At 55.6% G+C, this 14,403-nt stretch carries 16 protein-coding genes and 1 tRNA gene; 9 read left to right on the top strand and 8 right to left on the bottom strand.

The window, feature by feature from the left end; genetic code table 11:
- Position 1 precedes the first annotated feature (1 nt).
- Positions 2 to 1,171 carry a Gfo/Idh/MocA family protein gene (locus LC417_RS10555; protein WP_010252017.1) on the top strand — a complete coding sequence of 390 codons (1,170 nt, stop codon included), beginning with the start codon at positions 2 to 4 and terminating at the stop codon, positions 1,169 to 1,171.
- Positions 1,172 to 1,593: 422 nt separating this feature from the next.
- On the opposite strand, the gene LC417_RS10550 is transcribed toward LC417_RS10555, so the two are convergent.
- From LC417_RS10550 to aspA, 6 genes are all read right to left on the bottom strand, one after another.
- A tRNA-Phe gene (locus LC417_RS10550) sits at positions 1,594 to 1,669 on the bottom strand.
- Positions 1,670 to 1,776: 107 nt separating this feature from the next.
- On the bottom strand, positions 1,777 to 2,352 hold the full coding sequence (locus LC417_RS10545; protein WP_010252014.1) for a transcriptional regulator: 576 nt from the start codon (positions 2,350 to 2,352) through the stop codon (positions 1,777 to 1,779).
- Between the two features lie 63 nt (positions 2,353 to 2,415).
- On the bottom strand, positions 2,416 to 4,116 hold the full coding sequence (locus LC417_RS10540) for a protein-disulfide reductase DsbD (RefSeq protein WP_033787517.1): 1,701 nt from the start codon (positions 4,114 to 4,116) through the stop codon (positions 2,416 to 2,418).
- Positions 4,092 to 4,406: a divalent cation tolerance protein CutA gene (gene cutA, locus LC417_RS10535; protein ID WP_010672018.1), complete on the bottom strand. Its 315-nt coding sequence runs from the start codon at positions 4,404 to 4,406 to the stop codon at positions 4,092 to 4,094. The genes LC417_RS10540 and cutA overlap by 25 nt, the downstream gene beginning before the upstream one ends.
- A gap of 65 nt (positions 4,407 to 4,471) precedes the next feature.
- The gene (locus tag LC417_RS10530) at positions 4,472 to 5,773 is read right to left on the bottom strand and encodes an anaerobic C4-dicarboxylate transporter (protein WP_033759606.1); all 1,302 of its coding nucleotides are present in this window, start codon (positions 5,771 to 5,773) and stop codon (positions 4,472 to 4,474) included.
- 111 nt (positions 5,774 to 5,884) lie between these two features.
- Positions 5,885 to 7,321, bottom strand: a complete 1,437-nt coding sequence (gene aspA, locus LC417_RS10525) for an aspartate ammonia-lyase (RefSeq protein WP_010251996.1) — start codon at positions 7,319 to 7,321, stop codon at positions 5,885 to 5,887.
- Between the two features lie 328 nt (positions 7,322 to 7,649).
- On the opposite strand from aspA, the gene LC417_RS10520 reads away from it, so the two are divergent.
- The 5 genes from LC417_RS10520 to LC417_RS10500 all read left to right on the top strand — a co-directional run bounded on the left by LC417_RS10520 (position 7,650) and on the right by LC417_RS10500 (position 11,666).
- Positions 7,650 to 8,111, top strand: coding sequence for an FxsA family protein (locus LC417_RS10520; protein ID WP_010251992.1), 462 nt, complete (start codon positions 7,650 to 7,652; stop codon positions 8,109 to 8,111).
- A 538-nt stretch (positions 8,112 to 8,649) separates the two neighbouring features.
- Positions 8,650 to 8,943, top strand: coding sequence for a co-chaperone GroES (locus tag LC417_RS10515; protein WP_022625257.1), 294 nt, complete (start codon positions 8,650 to 8,652; stop codon positions 8,941 to 8,943).
- 49 nt (positions 8,944 to 8,992) lie between these two features.
- Positions 8,993 to 10,642 carry a chaperonin GroEL gene (gene groL, locus LC417_RS10510; RefSeq protein WP_010251987.1) on the top strand — a complete coding sequence of 550 codons (1,650 nt, stop codon included), beginning with the start codon at positions 8,993 to 8,995 and terminating at the stop codon, positions 10,640 to 10,642.
- 217 nt (positions 10,643 to 10,859) lie between these two features.
- The gene (locus LC417_RS10505) at positions 10,860 to 11,015 is read left to right on the top strand and encodes a DUF1508 domain-containing protein (protein ID WP_073999522.1); all 156 of its coding nucleotides are present in this window, start codon (positions 10,860 to 10,862) and stop codon (positions 11,013 to 11,015) included.
- Positions 11,016 to 11,318: 303 nt separating this feature from the next.
- Complete coding sequence (locus LC417_RS10500; protein ID WP_010251983.1) at positions 11,319 to 11,666, top strand: DUF4156 domain-containing protein; 348 nt, start codon at positions 11,319 to 11,321, stop codon at positions 11,664 to 11,666.
- A gap of 53 nt (positions 11,667 to 11,719) precedes the next feature.
- Here the strand turns inward: LC417_RS10500 and epmB are convergent, their stop codons facing one another.
- Entirely contained in the window at positions 11,720 to 12,748 is a 1,029-nt protein-coding gene (epmB, locus tag LC417_RS10495) for an EF-P beta-lysylation protein EpmB (RefSeq protein WP_033787515.1), read from the bottom strand.
- A gap of 43 nt (positions 12,749 to 12,791) precedes the next feature.
- On the opposite strand from epmB, the gene efp reads away from it, so the two are divergent.
- From efp to LC417_RS10480, 3 genes are all read left to right on the top strand, one after another.
- Positions 12,792 to 13,358: an elongation factor P gene (efp, locus tag LC417_RS10490; RefSeq protein ID WP_010251979.1), complete on the top strand. Its 567-nt coding sequence runs from the start codon at positions 12,792 to 12,794 to the stop codon at positions 13,356 to 13,358.
- Between the two features lie 51 nt (positions 13,359 to 13,409).
- Complete coding sequence (locus LC417_RS10485; RefSeq protein WP_003848306.1) at positions 13,410 to 13,541, top strand: entericidin A/B family lipoprotein; 132 nt, start codon at positions 13,410 to 13,412, stop codon at positions 13,539 to 13,541.
- A gap of 102 nt (positions 13,542 to 13,643) precedes the next feature.
- On the top strand, positions 13,644 to 13,778 hold the full coding sequence (locus LC417_RS10480; RefSeq protein ID WP_003848302.1) for an entericidin A/B family lipoprotein: 135 nt from the start codon (positions 13,644 to 13,646) through the stop codon (positions 13,776 to 13,778).
- 55 nt (positions 13,779 to 13,833) lie between these two features.
- On the opposite strand, the gene LC417_RS10475 is transcribed toward LC417_RS10480, so the two are convergent.
- Positions 13,834 to 14,358 carry a lipocalin family protein gene (locus LC417_RS10475; protein ID WP_010672015.1) on the bottom strand — a complete coding sequence of 175 codons (525 nt, stop codon included), beginning with the start codon at positions 14,356 to 14,358 and terminating at the stop codon, positions 13,834 to 13,836.
- Positions 14,359 to 14,403: the final 45 nt, after the last annotated feature.

Raw genomic sequence — 14,403 nt, 5'->3', positions numbered from 1 at the left:
CATGATTAACGGTAAAAAAGCGGCTAATCGCTCGCTGCGCTGGGGCATGATCGGCGGCGGCGGCACCAGCCAGATTGGCTATATCCATCGCTCTGCAGCACAGCGTGACGGAAACTTTGTGCTGCTGGCGGGGGCGTTTGATATTGATGCCGCACGCGGGCGTGAGTTTGGTCAGGCGCTGGGTGTGGCACCGGACCGCTGTTATCCCGATTATGCCAGCCTGTTCGCCGGGGAAGCCGCGCGTGAAGATGGCATTGAGGCGGTGTCTGTCGCCACGCCTAATAATACTCATTTCGCCATTTGCCGCGCGGCGCTTAATGCCGGGCTGCATGTGGTGTGCGAGAAGCCCCTCTGTTTTACGGTCGAAGAGGCGGATGAGCTGGAGCAGCTGAGCCGGGAGAAGCAGAAGGTTGTTGGCGTCACCTACGGTTACGCCGGGCATCAGCTGGTTCATCAGGCCAGGGAAATGATCGCCGAAGGGGCTTTGGGTGAGATCCGCATCGTTAACATGCAGTTTGCCCACGGCTTCCATAATGAGGCGGTGGAGTTGCAGAGTGAAAGCACCCGCTGGCGGGTTGATCCGCGCTTTGTCGGCCCGAGTTACGTGTTAGGCGACCTGGCGACGCATCCGTTATTTATCGCAGAAACGATGTTGCCACAGCTGAAAGTGACGCGTCTGCTCTGTTCGCGTCAGAGCTTTGTCGCGTCGCGTGCGCCGCTGGAGGACAACGCCTTTGTGATGATGGAGTATGACAACGGCGCGGTCGGCACGTTATGGGCGTCGGCGGTGAATGCCGGATCGATGCACGGGCAGAAGATTCGGGTCGTCGGATCGAAAGCCAGTCTGGAGTGGTGGGATGAGCAGCCGAACCAGTTGCGCTATGAAGTGCAGGGCGAGCCGGTGCGCATTCTGGAGCGCGGCATGGGCTATCTTAATCCGCGCGCGCTGGAAGAGGACCGCATTGGCGGAGGGCATACCGAGGGGTTATTTGAAGCCTGGTCCAATCTTTATCGTCGCTTCGCACTGGCGATGGATGCCACCGATCGCCGTGACACCGACTTCCTGCAGGATTTCTGGTATCCCGACGTGCATGCCGGATTAATGGGCGTGCGCTGGGTCGCGCAGTGCGTGAAATCGGCGGATGCCGGTGCAGTGTGGGTGGCGTGCTGAAGCAGAGGGCGAGCCACAGGATGTGGCGAGTGTATCGAACCTTCGATAACGGGTTCGCTCCACAAAAGCAAAAACCCGCCAGAGGCGGGTTCTTTAAATATGGTGCCCGAACCCGGACAAAAATGCCGGGAGCATTTTTGCATCGCGCGGCTTCGCGCGACCCGGAGGGTGAGCCACAGGATGTGGCGAGTGTATCGAACCTTCGATAACGGGTTCGCTCCACAAAAGCAAAAACCCGCCAGAGGCGGGTTCTTTAAATATGGTGCCCGAACCCGGACAAAAATGCCGGGAGCATTTTTGCATCGCGCGGCTTCGCGCGACCCGAAGGGTGAGCCACAGGATGTGGCGAGTGTATCGAACCTTCGATAACGGGTTCGCTCCACAAAAGCAAAAAACCCGCCAGAGGCGGGTTCTTTAAATTTTGGTGCCCGAACCCGGAATCGAACCAGGGACACGGGGATTTTCAATCCCCTGCTCTACCGACTGAGCTATTCGGGCAACGGGGCGCATTAAACCGTAAAGGCCGCGGGTCGTCAACGGCTTTCACCAAAAAACCCCTGGAAACGTGACTGATTGCCTGATTTTCAGTCAAAGCGGGTAAAACCTCAGGCCAGCGCGCCATTTTTACGGCACAGCGCGATGCTGTAAACATCCTCCGCCAGCCGCTGTGCGGTGGCGACATCCTGCACATTGCGCTTCACCAGCAGCTTGCTGAGGCAGCCTTCAAGAATCAGCTCCATTTGATCGGCCACCATGCTGGGGTTGTCCAGCGCCTGCTCCACCAGAATGTCGTGGGTGAACTGCCATGAGCCGCGTTTCTGCTGTTCGGCCAGTTGATGGATGGGCTGATCGGGCTGCGGGTAGAAGCTGCAGGCGGCGATAAACAGGCAGCCTGGAAAGCGTCCTTTGCTGACCTGCTCACTCAGGACCTCATAGCGTGCCATCAGCTTCTGGTCGGGCGACAGCGATTCATCCAGCAGGATCTGGCGTCGCCAGGTATCAATCTGCTGCCCGTGATAGCGCAGTGCATCGTAGAGCAGGGCGTCACGATCGGGCCAGAACTGCTGAAGCTGGTCACGGGTTAATTCGGATCCCGCCAGGGTTTCCAATGAGAGGGTGGCGGCGAGGCCGTTCTGTTCAAGCACATTCAATGCATGCTCGAGTATCTGTTCACGCTGCAAGTGACTCTCCTCTGGTATGCAGGCCCGGTAATGCACCGGGCAATGACCTGACTCCAGTGTTGTTTACGGGGTAAGTTTCTGCAAATGCGCCCGGAACTCGGCGGCATTGAGAAACCCGGTGATGCGCGATCCGGCGATTTCGCGGCCCTGCGCATCAAAGAACAAAATCGTCGGTAAGCCCAGCACCTGAAGGTGCTGCAACAGCGCGTTGTCACTGGCGTTGTTGGCGGTGACGTTAGCCTGGAGCAGCTGTACCTGACTCAGGCTATCGCGCACGGCGCTGTCACTAAAGGTATATTTTTCAAACTCTTTACAGGCGACGCACCAGTCAGCGTAGAGATCAACCATGGTGATGCGGCCGCGGGCCTGCTGCAGCGCGCTATCGAGCTGCTGCGGCGTCTGGATAGTATGGAACGGCAGCGGTGCCACAGCCTGCTGCTGCGCCGGTCCGCCAAAGGCCCAGTCCTGCAACGGGCGTGCGCTGATCAGCGCAGCGGCCAGCATGATAATCTGCACTACGCGCCACTTACCGCTGCTGGCGCGCAGGCTGACGCTGAACGCCCAGCCAAAGAACGCGACGCCGAGCAAGCTCCAGAGTCGCAATCCCCACGCATCGCCCAGCACCCGCTCCAGCAGGAAGACCGGCAGCGCCAGGATGACAAAACCAAAGCCCTCTTTAACGGTTTGCATCCACGGGCCGCTTTTCGGCAGCAGCCGGTTACCAAACAGGGTCACGGCGATCAGCGGTAATCCCATTCCGACCGCATAGAGCCACAGCGTCCCGGCACCGGCCCACAGATTTCCGCTCTGCGCGATGTAAAGCAGAATGGCGCTGAGCGGGGCCGTGGTGCAGGGCGAGCAGATCAAACCCGCCAGTGCCCCCATCAGGAAGACGCCGGGCAGCGAGCCACCCTGCTGACGATTACTCCACAGGGTCAGGCGGGTTTGCAGGCTGGCGGGCAGTTGCAGCGTAAACAGGCCGAACATCGACAGCGCCAGCACGATAAACAGCAGTGAGAGCGTGAACAGCACATAAGGATGCTGCAACGCAGCCTGGAAGCGCAGGCCCGCTGCCGCGACGACTACTCCCAGCAGCGTGTAGGTCAGCGCCATCCCCTGCACATAGACCATCGCCAGCGCGAACAGCCGGCCCAGCGAATAGTGGCGCTGTCCGCCAAGGATAATGCCGGAGATCAGCGGATACATCGGCAGTACGCAGGGCGTAAACGCGACACCGATACCAATCAGTAGCGCCCAGAGCGGCGAGAAAGGCAGCGGGCTGGCGGGCGCGGGCTGAGCGCTGACGGGCGGCGGTGCGCTGCTGGCGGTCACCGCACTTACCGGAACGCTGCGCGTTTCTGGCGGATAACAGAATCCGGCGGCGGCACAGCCCTGATAAGTGACACTGAGCGTGGCGCCGCTGGCCGCCTGTTGCAGCGTCACCGGCAGCGTCAGATCCTGCGGATAGATTTCACTTTTGCCGAAGAATTCATCTTCATGCGGCTGACCAGCCGGCAGCGTTAACGGCGCGATGGTCGCGTTCTGCGGTGTGATGTGGATCTGCTGGCGATAGAGGTAGTAACCCGATTTCACTTTCCAGTGCAGGTTGAGCTGCGCGCCCTGCTGGTCGAAGTCAAAAGTAAAGGCCTGATCGACCGGCACAAAGCGACTGGTCGCCGGATTTGAAAAGAGTGAAGCGTGCGCCTGCAGGCCGATAAACAGCGTCAGCAGAAGCGTAATTAAGCGAGAGATGCGTGCAGCCATGACAAGTATTCACTGTCTCCATATTGAACCGGCAGCGCCAGCAGTTCGGGCACATCGTAAGGGTGAGCGTCTTTGAGCAGATCACACAGCGCCTGCTGATGATCGCTGTCGCATTTCAGCAGCATCTGGACTTCGCTGCTCTGCTCCATTTTTCCCTGCCAGAGATACCAGGAGGTGGCGCCCGGCAGCAGTGTGACACAGGCCGCCAGCCTGGCTTCCAGCGCTAAGCCAGCAAGGTGCTCCGCCGTGGCCTGATCGGGCGTGGTGCAGAGGATAACGACAGCATTCATCCTGTAACTCCTGTTTTAAAGAGCGCCGATGATAGCACGCTCCATCCGTAACACGAGGAGTGCGCTTATAGCAGCAATCCGCCAAAAACGAAGCCAGAGAGCACCGACAGCGCAATGGCGATCACGCCGGGAATGATAAAGGCATGGTTAAACACATACTTGCCAATCCGGGTCGAACCCGTGTCATCCATCTCTACTGCGGCCAGCAGGGTCGGGTAGGTCGGCAGCACAAACAGCGCTGAAACCGCCGCGAAGGAAGCGATGGCAGTAAGCGGCGTAACGCCCAGCAGCAGCGCGGCGGGCATCAGCGCTTTGGTGGTCGCAGCCTGCGAGTAGAGCAGCATCGAGGCGAAGAACAGCACCAGCGCCAGCATCCACGGATAGGTTTTCAGCGTGTCGCCCGCCAGCATCTGAATCTCCGCCAGATGTGCCTTCACAAAGGTATCGCCCAGCCAGGCGACGCCCATCACGCAGATACAGGCGCTCATGCCGGACTTAAAGGTGCTGGCGCTGAGGATTTCGCTGGTGTCGAGTTTGCAGGTCAGGCTGATCAGCGTGGCGATGGTCAGCATAAACACCACAATCGCTTCATTGCGTGGCAGTGGCGGATTGACGATCAGCCCGACGCTGGCGCTGGTCGCGGTGGCATAAAGCACCACGGCCACAATGCCCGTCAGAAACAGCAGCACCGATTTTTTCGCGCCCGGTTTTGCCTGGTAGAGGCTGGCGCCGCGCAGCGTGACTTCGCCTTTGGCGAGACGCGCCTGATAAACCTCATCATCCTTTAGCTCACGGCCTAAGAAGTTAGTCACCAGAGCCGCCAGGAAGAGGCCCACCATGGTTGAGGGGATGGCAATCGCCAGCAGCGTGATATAGCTGACGCCGCGCGGCTCAAGCAAAGTGGCGAAGAAAACCACTGCGGCTGAAATGGGTGATGCGGTAATCGCGATCTGCGAAGCCACTACCGCAATCGACAGCGGCCGGGAAGGGCGAACGCCTTGCTCTTTCGCCACTTCGGCAATCACCGGTAATGTTGAGAACGCGGTATGTCCGGTACCGGCCAGCAGCGTCATCAGGTAGGTCACCAGCGGGGCCAGCAGCGTAACGTGGCGAGGATGGCGGCGCAGCAGGCGTTCCGCCAGGCTCACCAGATAATCCATGCCGCCTGCCACCTGCATGGCGGCTATCGCGGCGATCACCGCCATGATGATTTCAATCACATCGAACGGAATAGCACCGGGTGCCATGCCAAATCCCAGCGTCAGGATCAGCACGCCCATTCCGCCTGCGAACCCGATACCAATGCCGCCAAGACGTGCGCCCAACCAGATCGCCATCAAGACGATAAGCAGCTCAACCACAAACATGAATGACTCCTGAAAGATAAACCGGTAATAGCCGGGTGTGCTGTTTAACAAAAAAAAAGGCACACCGTGTTGATCGCGGTGTGCCTTTGGTTAACCAGCGTCGGTTAAACCTTACTGTTCGTTTTCATCAGTATAACGTTTGGCTTTATAAACCGGGTACATCAGGTTCTGCACCGAGAAGATATCGTCCAGCTCACTTTCCGTCAGCAGGCCGCGCTCCAGCACGACTTCACGTACGCTTTTACCGGTTTCCGCACAGATTTTGCCGACGATGTCGCCGTTGTGGTGGCCGATGTAAGGGTTAAGGTAAGTCACGATACCAATCGAGTTGAAGACATAGGCTTCGCACACCGCGCGGTTGGCGGTAATGCCGTTGATGCACTTCTCCAGCAGGTTGTAGCAGGCGTTAGTCAGAATGCTGATCGACTCAAACAGCGCCTGGCCAATCACCGGCTCCATCACGTTGAGCTGCAGCTGGCCCGCTTCAGAGGCCATCGTCACGGTGATGTCGTTGCCAATCACTTTGAAGCAGACCTGGTTTACCACCTCCGGTACAACCGGATTGACCTTGGCGGGCATGATAGAGGAACCCGCCTGCAGCTCTGGCAGATTGATTTCATTCAGGCCTGCACGCGGGCCAGAGGAGAGCAGGCGCAGGTCGTTACAGATTTTAGAGAGCTTCACCGCCAGACGTTTCAGCGATGAATGGACCATCACATAGGCGCCGCAGTCGGAGGTTGCTTCAATCAGATCTTCCGCCGGCACCACCGGCAGGTTGCTGACTTCCGCCAGACGCTGTACCGCCAGGTGCTGATAGCCTTCCGGCGTGTTGAGGCGGGTGCCGATGGCGGTCGCGCCCAGGTTCACTTCCAGCAGCAGTTCAGCGGTACGCAGAATGCTTTTGGTCTCTTCATTCAGCAGTACGCTGAAGGCGTGAAATTCCTGCCCGAGGGTCATCGGCACGGCATCCTGCAACTGGGTACGGCCCATTTTCAGGATGGTCTGGAATTCATCGGCTTTGTGCTGGAAGCCTTCGGCCAGCTGACTGATGCCATCAAGCAGTTTCAGTAGCGAGCTGTAGACCGCGATGCGGAAACCGGTTGGGTAAGCGTCGTTGGTGGACTGGCATTTGTTCACATGATCGTTGGGGTTGAGGTACTGATATTCCCCTTTCTGGTGGCCCATCAGCTCAAGGCCGATGTTCGCCAGCACTTCATTGGTGTTCATGTTGACCGAGGTCCCGGCACCGCCCTGATAAACATCCACGGGGAACTGGTCCATACAGCGGCCGTTGTTGAGCACTTCGTCGCAGGCCTTAATGATGGTATCGGCAATGTTGCGCGGGATGGTCTGCAGCTCTTTGTTGGCCATCGCCGCCGCTTTTTTTACCATCACCATGCCGCGGACAAATTCAGGTATGTCGCTGATTTTGCTGTTGCTGATATAAAAATTCTCAATCGCACGCAGAGTATGAACGCCATAATAGGCATCCGCCGGAACTTCGCGCATACCTAACAGGTCTTCTTCGATACGAATGTTGTTCGCCATGATAACCTTCTTGTTGTTGCCGCTAACCATCACAAAGGATGTGTTTATTTTGTCGTGGTGTACCCGTGCCGACATATTATCCGTCTTCATAGGGGCGTGTGCGATCATATTCTGATGCATATGAAAAGCACGCATGCAGATCACTTAATGCTGCAGCCTGGTTAACGATATGTGAAGTTGGTTACAAAATTAACCCCACAGGATAAATTTGACAGGATCGGTTGAAAATGGCGGCGCGGGTGCCCATCTCTTTTCTTATCATCCTCAGGATGAACGCTTTCTGCTGACCGGCACGCTGCCGTTCAGCCCCTACTTACAGGAGAGTACGGTGCGCTGGATACCGTTATTAGTCTTTTTCGTTCTGGCCTGGATTGAGATTTCCCTCTTCATTCAGGTTGCACACGTCATGGGCGTGCTGCTTACCATGCTGCTGGTGGTCTTCACCTCGTGCATCGGCGTCTCGCTGGTCAAAAATCAGGGCATGAAAAACTTTATGCTGATGCAGGAGAAGCTGGCACGTAATGAAAGCCCGGCCAATGAGATGATCAAAAGCGTGTCGCTGATCATCGCCGGTTTCCTGCTGCTGCTGCCTGGTTTCTTTACCGACCTGCTGGGCCTGCTGCTGCTGCTGCCACCGGTGCAGAAACATCTGACGCTGAAGCTGATGCCTCATCTGCGCGTCTGGCGGGGACCGGGAGCCGGACCAGACAGCGGCTACACCATGGATGGCGAGTTCGAGCGTAAAGACAGCGATCGCCTTGAGCATCATGACGATCACAAGGATCGTTAACCGCAGCTGTCACCTCTGAAAGCGCAACCCTCGGGTTGCGTGAGATTGTTGAAAAGCCTGACCCGGCCAGCTGTGAGACCGGAGCCGCACAGGGAACAGGGTCAGATCGGAAAGTCGCAAAATCGTCATCCATGACTGCTCGGCCCGCGCGATTACGCACCTCATCCCTGAGGTGCGCCCGTAGCCCGGGCCAACGCTTTGCGTTGTTCAAAAACGCTCCCGGCGTTTTTGTCCATGCGCGGGACGCTTTCCTCTTCTGACCCTGTTTCCTGCGCCCTGAGCTTAGCCGTTGCTGCCAGGGTCATCCTGTTCTGAGTTTGTCAGCACGCTGGCGCAACCTTCGGGTTGCGTTTTTTATTTGCCCCATCATCTGTTCAAAAAGCCATCACTTATCACTCACACGTAAAAAATTTGTTGTCCGCCCCCTTGAAAGTGGGTGGCAGCGGCCCTATCTCTCTGGTCACGAGGCCGGAAGCCATGCAGCCCGGTGTTCAACCCCAAAACTGAATGATTGGACTTCTCAAAGGAGAGCTATCAAATGAAAATTCGTCCATTGCACGATCGCGTTATCGTCAAGCGTAAAGAAGTTGAAGCTAAATCAGCTGGCGGCATCGTGCTGACCGGTTCCGCAGCCGGTAAATCCACCCGTGGTGAAGTACTGGCTGTCGGCAATGGCCGCATCCTTGAGAGTGGCGACGTTAAGCCGCTGGACGTGAAGGTTGGCGACATCGTGATCTTCAGCGAAGGTTACGGCGCGAAAACCGAGAAAATCGACAACGAAGAGGTGCTTATCATCTCTGAGAGCGACATTCTGGCCGTTGTTGAAGCGTAATTTTTACGCGTAATTCACTGAACGAAACGAATTTAAGGGATATTTAAAGATGGCAGCTAAAGACGTAAAATTCGGTAATGACGCACGCGTAAAAATGCTGCGTGGCGTGAACGTACTGGCAGATGCAGTAAAAGTTACCCTGGGTCCTAAAGGCCGTAACGTAGTCCTGGATAAATCTTTTGGTGCACCGACCATCACTAAAGATGGTGTTTCTGTTGCACGTGAAATCGAGCTGGAAGACAAGTTCGAGAACATGGGCGCGCAGATGGTGAAAGAAGTTGCCTCTAAAGCGAACGACGCTGCGGGCGACGGTACCACCACTGCAACCGTACTGGCACAGTCTATCATCACCGAAGGCCTGAAAGCGGTCGCAGCGGGTATGAACCCGATGGACCTGAAGCGCGGTATTGACCAGGCTGTTATCGCTGCGGTTGAGAAACTGAAAGCGCTGTCTGTTCCTTGCTCTGACTCTAAAGCGATTGCGCAGGTAGGTACTATCTCTGCTAACTCCGATGAAACCGTGGGCCAGTTGATTGCTCAGGCGATGGAGAAAGTGGGTAAAGAAGGCGTGATCACCGTTGAAGAAGGCACCGGCCTGCAGGATGAGCTGGATGTGGTTGAAGGTATGCAGTTTGATCGCGGCTACCTGTCACCTTACTTCATCAACAAGCCAGAAACCGGTGCGATTGAACTGGAATCTCCGTTCATCCTGCTGGCTGACAAGAAAATCTCTAACATCCGTGAAATGCTGCCAGTGCTGGAAGCCGTTGCGAAAGCCGGCAAACCACTGCTGATCATCGCGGAAGATGTTGAAGGCGAAGCGCTGGCAACACTGGTGGTTAACACCATGCGCGGCATCGTGAAAGTGGCTGCGGTTAAAGCACCAGGCTTCGGCGACCGTCGTAAAGCTATGCTGCAGGATATCGCTATCCTGACCGGTGGTACCGTAATCTCTGAAGAGATCGGTATGGAACTGGAGAAAGCGGCTCTGGAAGATCTGGGCCAGGCAAAACGCGTTGTGATCAACAAAGACACCACCACCATCATCGACGGTGTGGGTGAAGAAGCGACAATTCAGGGCCGTGTAACCCAGATTCGTCAGCAGATCGAAGAAGCAACGTCTGACTACGACAAAGAAAAACTGCAGGAGCGCGTAGCGAAACTGGCAGGCGGCGTAGCCGTTCTGAAAGTAGGCGCAGCAACTGAAGTTGAAATGAAAGAGAAGAAAGCCCGCGTTGAAGATGCGCTGCACGCAACCCGTGCTGCCGTTGAAGAAGGTGTGGTTGCTGGTGGTGGTGTGGCGCTGGTTCGCGTGGCAGCACAGCTGGTTGATCTGCGCGGTCAGAACGAAGATCAGAACGTCGGTATCAAAGTTGCGCTGCGCGCGATGGAATCTCCACTGCGTCAGATCGTTTCTAACGCCGGTGAAGAGCCATCTGTTGTCGCTAACAACGTGAAAGCGGGCGACGGTAACTACGGTTACAACGCGCAGACTGAAGAGTACGGCAACATGATCGACTTCGGTATCCTGGATCCAACCAAAGTGACCCGTTCTGCTCTGCAGTACGCGGCCTCTGTTGCGGGTCTGATGATCACAACCGAATGTATGGTCACTGACCTGCCAAAAGGTGACGCACCTGATTTAGGCGGCGGCGCTGGCGGTATGGGTGGCATGGGCGGTATGGGCGGCATGATGTAATTGCCGTTGACTGCTTAAGTCATCAAAGAACCCCCGATCGGAAACGGTCGGGGGTTTTTCTTTTTCAGCGTCTGAATGCTGGCAGCAGCAGGAAAAACCCATTAACTTTTTTTATGTTCTGCATCATGGTTTAGTCAGGGCGGGATGCTCTAACGTGGATCCCGGCGCAAAATAGCGCGCTCTGAAAGGGATAAACAACAGATTAAGGAAAATTAAAATGCACGATAAATGGGATTTTTATAAGGACGAAGCACACAAGTGGCGCTGGAGAAGAACGGCGCCCAACGGCAATATTACCGGCGCCGCCAGTCAGGGCTACGTTAACAAAGCCGATTGCATCGAAAATGCACGACGTAATGGCTACACCGGTTAAGGGCATCACGCTCTGACATCACCCCCGATCGGAAACGGTCGGGGGTTTTTCTTTTGGGTGGGAAAATAGTATAAGTAAGGCGCAATCGTTCGTCTTTCCTCTTGATATGTCACGCTGTCTGCGGCTGCGCCGACTGATCGACTGGCTTCATTTTATTCACCAGCATCGGCACGCTTGCCAGCCTGCAAGCGGCGTGAAATATTGAGACGATATAACGGGATAAGGGCAATGAATGTGCAGAAAGAAAAATCCTTTTTCTGCTACGCTGCCACCCGACTCTGATGATAATAAATGGGGATTACAATGCGGATTAACCTCTTGCTCGGACTGACGGCTGGCGCGTTATTGCTGGCGGGCTGCAGCAGCTCTACGCAACTCTCTTCAGCAGGACAGCGCGTGACGTTCACCGATCAGCAGCCTGGCAATACCTGTCAGCTTCTGGGCAATATTACCGGCTCTCAGAGCAACTGGCTGAGCGGTGCAGGCGGGGAAACCAGCGCACTGCGTGGCGCAGCAAACGACCTGCGCAATCGCGCAGCGGAGATGGGCGGTAACGTGATTTATGGAGCAACCAGTCCGACGCAGAACCTGTTGTCCGCGTTCGCGCCACTCGACAGCAAAATGACCGGCCAGGTCTACAAGTGCCCATAATGTGAATCAGGCAGTCTGCCAAATTGAACCGGCCAGCCTTTTACTGGCCGTTTTTATTCCTGACGTAACTGTAAATCTAACGGTGTTTTACTTGGCTCTCCGCCAATTTCACGCGCCAGCTTTGGCACCAGATAGCCGGAGACCTGTGACAGTAATGCACGCACCAGCTGGCGGGCCTCGTCATCTGACACAAAGAAATGCGCCGCACCCTGTACCTTATCCAGCACGTGCAGATAGTAGGGCAGAATGCCGGCATCAAATAGCGCATTGCTCAGGGTGGCCAGCGTCTGCGCATTATCGTTGATGCCACGCAACAGGACGCTCTGATTCAGCAGGGTCACTCCAGCACGCTTCAGGCTGCTCATCGCCTCACGCAGCTCATCATCAATCTCCTGCGCATGGTTGATGTGCGTCACCATCACCACCTGCAGATGCGTCTCGCTGAGCATCTGACAGAGCTGATCGGTAATGCGCGCCGGTATCACCACCGGTAAACGGCTGTGGATGCGCAGACGTTTCAGATGCGGGATCTGTTCCAGCGCGGCGATAAGCCAGGCGAGCTCATGATCTTTCGCCATCAGCGGATCGCCGCCGGAGAAAATGATCTCATCCAGCTCGGGATGATCGGCGATATAGTTCAGTGCAGCCTGCCAGCTACGCTTGTTGCCGGGATTATCCTGATAGGGGAAATGACGACGGAAGCAGTAGCGACAGTTGACGGCGCAGCCGCCTTTTACCAACAATAAAGCCCGGTTTCGGTATTTATGCAGCAATCCAGGTACAACGTTGCTTTGTTCATCGAGCGGATCGGTGCTATAACCTGGCGCATCAGTGAATTCCTGGCGGCGGGTCAGTACCTGAAGCAGCAGCGGGTCGTGCGCATCGCCTTTTTTCATCCGGCGGATGAACGCATGCGGTACACGTAAGGCGAAAAGACGCCGCGCATCCGCACCTTCAGCCAGCTCAGTGTGCTGATCAAGGGCTAAAATCCGCAGTAATTCATCAGGTTCGGTGACAACATCCGCAAGTTGCTGCAACCAATCTTCTCTGGAAGGTGTTTTTAGGGTTACAATGTGTGCCATTTTTTTGGCTTAGTACCAGTGTCAATTTTCGTAGAGGGCCTTCATGGCGACTTATTCTAGCAACGATTTCCGTCCCGGTCTTAAAATCATGTTCGAAGGCGAGCCGTATGCCATCGAATCCAGTGAGTTCGTTAAACCGGGTAAAGGTCAGGCATTCGCGCGCGTTAAAATGCGTCGCCTGCTGACGGGTTCTCGCGTTGAGAAAACTTTTAAATCTACCGACTCCGCCGAAGGCGCTGACGTAGTAGATACCAACCTGAACTACCTGTACAACGACGGTGAGTTCTACCACTTCATGCATCCGGAAAGCTTTGAGCAGTTCCAGGTTGAAGAGAAGACGGTAAGCGATGCAGCGAAATGGCTGCAGGATAACGCTGAATGTATCGTTACGCTGTGGAACGGTCGTCCGATCGCCGTTCAGCCGCCGAACTTTATCGAAGCTGAAGTTATCGAAACCGATCCAGGCCTGAAAGGTGATACCGCAGGGACTGGCGGCAAGCCAGCTAAACTCTCTACCGGTGCCGTGGTGAAAGTGCCACTGTTCGTGCAAGAGGGCGAAGTGGTGAAAGTTGACACCCGCTCTGGCGAATACGTGTCACGCGTGAAATAAGATTCGCAGGCGCATCTTCTGGTGCGCCTTTTTCTTGTCTGAGAGAAAAAAATGATCAAGCTGGCAAAATTAATCGCGTTCGCGTTGCTGGTCTCCTCTGCGTTAAGCGCCTGCAACACATTCCACGGTTTTGGCGAAGATGTCTCTCACTTAGGTGGTGCCATTTCGCGTGCAGCAAAATGACCTTAACTGATTGTCCTTTTTAAAGTCTCGCCAGCAGCAACTGCCGGAAATCCGGCTATGCTTAAAGCGCTGTACTTTACATCCATCAAAAAGGACATTGTTATGTTAAAGAAAAGTATTGCTGCAATCTTCTCTGTACTGGTGCTCTCTTCCCTGCTCACAGCTTGTAATACAACGCGTGGCGTAGGTGAAGATGTCGAAGCGGGCGGCCAGGCGATTCAGAACAGCACGAAGTAACCTGTTATTCCAACCGGTACGAAATGCTTTTCGTACCGGCTTGTCAGATTCTGCACTATTTCTGTTTTACCCAGATTAACTCTTCAACCGGGAAACCATCCCGACGCGCCTGATCAACCAGTTTCTCTTTTACGCCCGGTTCCAGTTGTGGTGTGCGTGACAGTATCCAGAGATAGTGGCGATTTGGTCCACATACCAGCGCATAGCGGTAGTCAGGATCGAGAGCAATCACGTTATAGCCGCCATAGAAGGGGCCGAAGAAAGAGACTTTCAGAGAAGCCCGCGTGGGTTCACCGGTGAAGTAGGCTTTGCCGACGCTCTCCTGCCAGCGCTGCTTTTTGACGTTATAACCACGGTTGATTACCTTCAGGCCGCCATCTTCACGCGGGCTGTAGTTTGCCGTTACCTGTTCAAGGCCGCGCTCAAAAGGGTGGTTAAGGCGGGCAATCTCATACCACTGACCGAGATAGCGCTGGCTGTCAAAGTTATCTACGACCGTGACGTTCTTTGGCGGCGTAGTGCTGCAGGCGACAGAGAGAAAAGCACTCAGGCTGGCAACAACTGTTTTCCATGGAGACATAGTGGGATTCCTTTGTGATTTAACCGCTTAAGTATAGAAGCCGAA

This window comes from Pantoea sp. OVA07A (assembly GCF_019969975.1).
Classification (GTDB): Bacteria; Pseudomonadota; Gammaproteobacteria; order Enterobacterales; family Enterobacteriaceae; genus Pantoea; species Pantoea agglomerans.
This window is presented reverse-complemented; position numbering and strand designations above follow the sequence as displayed.

Bases quoted from the DNA above. Each gene is read 5' to 3' on its own strand.
- LC417_RS10555 (WP_010252017.1), top strand. From the start codon at position 2: ATGATTAACGGTAAAAAAGCGGCTAATCGCTCGCTGCGCTGGGGCATG.
- LC417_RS10540 (WP_033787517.1), bottom strand. From the start codon at position 4,116: ATGGCTGCACGCATCTCTCGCTTAATTACGCTTCTGCTGACGCTGTTT.
- cutA (WP_010672018.1), bottom strand. From the start codon at position 4,406: ATGAATGCTGTCGTTATCCTCTGCACCACGCCCGATCAGGCCACGGCG.
- LC417_RS10530 (WP_033759606.1), bottom strand. From the start codon at position 5,773: ATGTTTGTGGTTGAGCTGCTTATCGTCTTGATGGCGATCTGGTTGGGC.
- aspA (WP_010251996.1), bottom strand. From the start codon at position 7,321: ATGGCGAACAACATTCGTATCGAAGAAGACCTGTTAGGTATGCGCGAA.
- LC417_RS10515 (WP_022625257.1), top strand. From the start codon at position 8,650: ATGAAAATTCGTCCATTGCACGATCGCGTTATCGTCAAGCGTAAAGAA.
- groL (WP_010251987.1), top strand. From the start codon at position 8,993: ATGGCAGCTAAAGACGTAAAATTCGGTAATGACGCACGCGTAAAAATG.
- LC417_RS10505 (WP_073999522.1), top strand. From the start codon at position 10,860: ATGCACGATAAATGGGATTTTTATAAGGACGAAGCACACAAGTGGCGC.
- LC417_RS10500 (WP_010251983.1), top strand. From the start codon at position 11,319: ATGCGGATTAACCTCTTGCTCGGACTGACGGCTGGCGCGTTATTGCTG.
- epmB (WP_033787515.1), bottom strand. From the start codon at position 12,748: ATGGCACACATTGTAACCCTAAAAACACCTTCCAGAGAAGATTGGTTG.
- efp (WP_010251979.1), top strand. From the start codon at position 12,792: ATGGCGACTTATTCTAGCAACGATTTCCGTCCCGGTCTTAAAATCATG.
- LC417_RS10485 (WP_003848306.1), top strand. From the start codon at position 13,410: ATGATCAAGCTGGCAAAATTAATCGCGTTCGCGTTGCTGGTCTCCTCT.
- LC417_RS10480 (WP_003848302.1), top strand. From the start codon at position 13,644: ATGTTAAAGAAAAGTATTGCTGCAATCTTCTCTGTACTGGTGCTCTCT.
- LC417_RS10475 (WP_010672015.1), bottom strand. From the start codon at position 14,358: ATGTCTCCATGGAAAACAGTTGTTGCCAGCCTGAGTGCTTTTCTCTCT.